2 protein-coding genes are annotated in these 2,388 nt (G+C 74.2%); both read left to right on the top strand.

The features are described from left to right. Positions 1 to 428 precede the first annotated feature (428 nt). On the top strand, positions 429 to 1,310 hold the full coding sequence (locus tag ABT160_RS46785) for a phosphoadenosine phosphosulfate reductase domain-containing protein (protein ID WP_351656483.1): 882 nt from the start codon (positions 429 to 431) through the stop codon (positions 1,308 to 1,310). Positions 1,311 to 1,764: 454 nt separating this feature from the next. Then, a complete protein-coding gene (locus ABT160_RS46780) occupies positions 1,765 to 2,223 on the top strand; it encodes a hypothetical protein (RefSeq protein ID WP_351656482.1) in 459 nt (152 codons plus the stop codon). Positions 2,224 to 2,388 lie beyond the last annotated feature (165 nt).

Below are 2,388 nucleotides of genomic sequence, written 5' to 3'. Positions count from 1 at the left end.
CGCCCGCGCCCGAGCACGGGCCTCCCACGCCCGACCCTGCGCCCGTGCTCGGGCCCGCCCGCGCGCCCGAGCAGGGCCGCGAGCACCTCACCACCCACCAGCCGCCCTGCCCCGGCATCCCGCCGTCCCTGCACTCCGGCAGCACGTCGGCCCCCGGGGAGCGCCCGCCACCCCACGCCCCACCAGGCCTTGCGGAGCTTGCTCCCGCTCGGGCCAGGATCGGCAGGGCCGGAAAGGTGCTCCCGCACACCCCTCGCCTGTCGTGTGGTCGAGTCCCCGGCCGCCGGGCCACCCCCGACTCACCCCTCCTCCGGGAATGGGGTGGCCCGGCACCCCCGCACACACGCCACCCCTGCCGCCCCCGCCCAACGGGGGATGCGCACCACCGCCGCCCCCCGACCGGACCCCCCTTCAGTGAGGCGAATCCCGTGACGAAGAAGCCGTTCACCCTCCCGCCGTGCGCTGCCGGGTGCGCCACCGCCCAACTGGAACTGTTCGCCGCCCCGACGCTCGTGCCGGCCGAGCCCGCGGAAGTCGCCGAGTTCGACTTCGACAACCACGACGTCGTGATCGTCGGCGACAGCGGTGGCAAGGACAGCGGAGCCACCGTGCACGAGGTGTGCACCCGGGCCGACCAGGCGGGCGCGCTCCACAAGGTCCGCATCCTGCACTGCGACCTCGGCACCACCGAGCGCGGCCACCTGGTCGAGTGGCCCGGCGCGCTCGACGTCGCCCGCGCACATGCCGCGCAGTACGGCGTGCCCTTCGCCGTCCGCCGCAGCACGCTGTGGAGCTCCCTGTGGCAGCGGATTCGCTCCCACGGCAACTGGCCGGGCTACTTCGCGCGCTACTGCACGAGCGACCTGAAGACCGCCGTCGGCCGCGACTACGTAGACGAGGTCGGCGCCGAGCTACGGCTCGGGCGCCCGGTTCGCGCCGGGTACGCGATGGGCATGCGCGCCGAGGAGTCCCCGGCCCGCGCCAAGAAGCCGGTCCTGGAGCGCCACCGCATGAGCGGCAAGGGCACCCTGCGCGTCGTGACGACGTGGCTCCCGGTCCATCAACTCAGCACCGCGCAGGTGTGGAAGCTCCACCAGGACAACGACATCGGCCACCACGAGGCCTACGACCAGGGCATGCGCCGCCTGAGCTGCCGGGCCTGCCCACTCGCACACACCGACGACCTCGTGCGCAGCGCGCAGCTCAACCCCGAACTGTTCCAGGAGTACGCCGACGCCGAGGCGGCCATGGGCCACCAGTTCAAGAAGTCGATCAGCCTGCGCGAGATCATCGAGCGCGCCCGGAGCTGACCGCCCAGAGCCCGAGCCGATTCCCCAGCAGACCGGCGAGCACGAGAACGCGCCCTGCTCCCGGCCCGGCCCCACACCAACACCCCTGGGACCCCGGCCCGCCGACCGCCCCGTCCTCGCATGCAGCCCCGCGCCCGGACCCCCCAGGCGCGCGGGCCCACCGTCTCCCGGCGCAGTCGCCGGACCCGGCCCGCGTACTACCACCGGCCCCCAACCCGGGTCACCTCCCCGAGCAGCGGGGCGTCACCGTGACCAGCCCGACTGGCAGGCCTCTTGCCCCGCTTGCTTCCGCCCGGGGCAGGATCGGCAGGGCCGGAAAGGTGCTCCCGCACACCCCTCGCTCGTCGTGTGGTCGAGTCCCCGGCCGCCGGGCCACCCCCGACTCACCCCTCCTCCGGGAAAGGGGTGGCCCGGCACCCCCGCACCCGTGCACCCCTCCAGGATCGGAGTGACTATGCCCAGCGACCACCAGCCCCTCTCAACCGGCATTCGCCAAGCCATCCGTAACGTCGTCGCCTACAACTGGAGGCCTGAACAGGCCGACTTCGACAACCAGGACCAGGACCGTACCGGCCAGACACACCACATCTTCAACGACCTCTCCCTGCTCCGCACCTACCTCGACACACACCCCCCGCACACCGGGCACGATGCAGATCGCGGCCGCCGCGAGCCCGGCGCGCCCCTGGGACCCGACCGTGCTGATCTCGCGGCCGCCGACGATCCGACCCCACTGCGCTGGGGCCTGGACGACGTCCTGTACGGCGACGACGACACCGTCACCGTCCTGCTCGCCGACCTTGAGGGCGCACCGTACTGGCTGACCCTCGACCCGGAGCGGGCCGCCGCACTGCGCGAGAGCCTCACCGGCCCCGGACCAGACGAGACGACGGCCGCACCCGCGCGCCCCTGACCACACACCCGCACCCCCGCGCACCGCGACCGCCCCGGCCCTGCCCGCCGGGGCATCGCCCTACCCCGCCCCAGCGGCCCCGGGCCACGCAGCCGGGCACCTTGGCCTGGATGAGTCCTTGCACGGCCCTCGACCGCCTACCGCCGCCGGCCCACCGTCCCGCGC

The organism is Streptomyces sp. NPDC001941, assembly GCF_040296945.1.
GTDB lineage: Bacteria > Actinomycetota > Actinomycetes > Streptomycetales > Streptomycetaceae > Streptomyces.
Note: the sequence above shows the minus strand (reverse complement) of the source record. Positions and strands in the feature narration are given on the sequence as shown.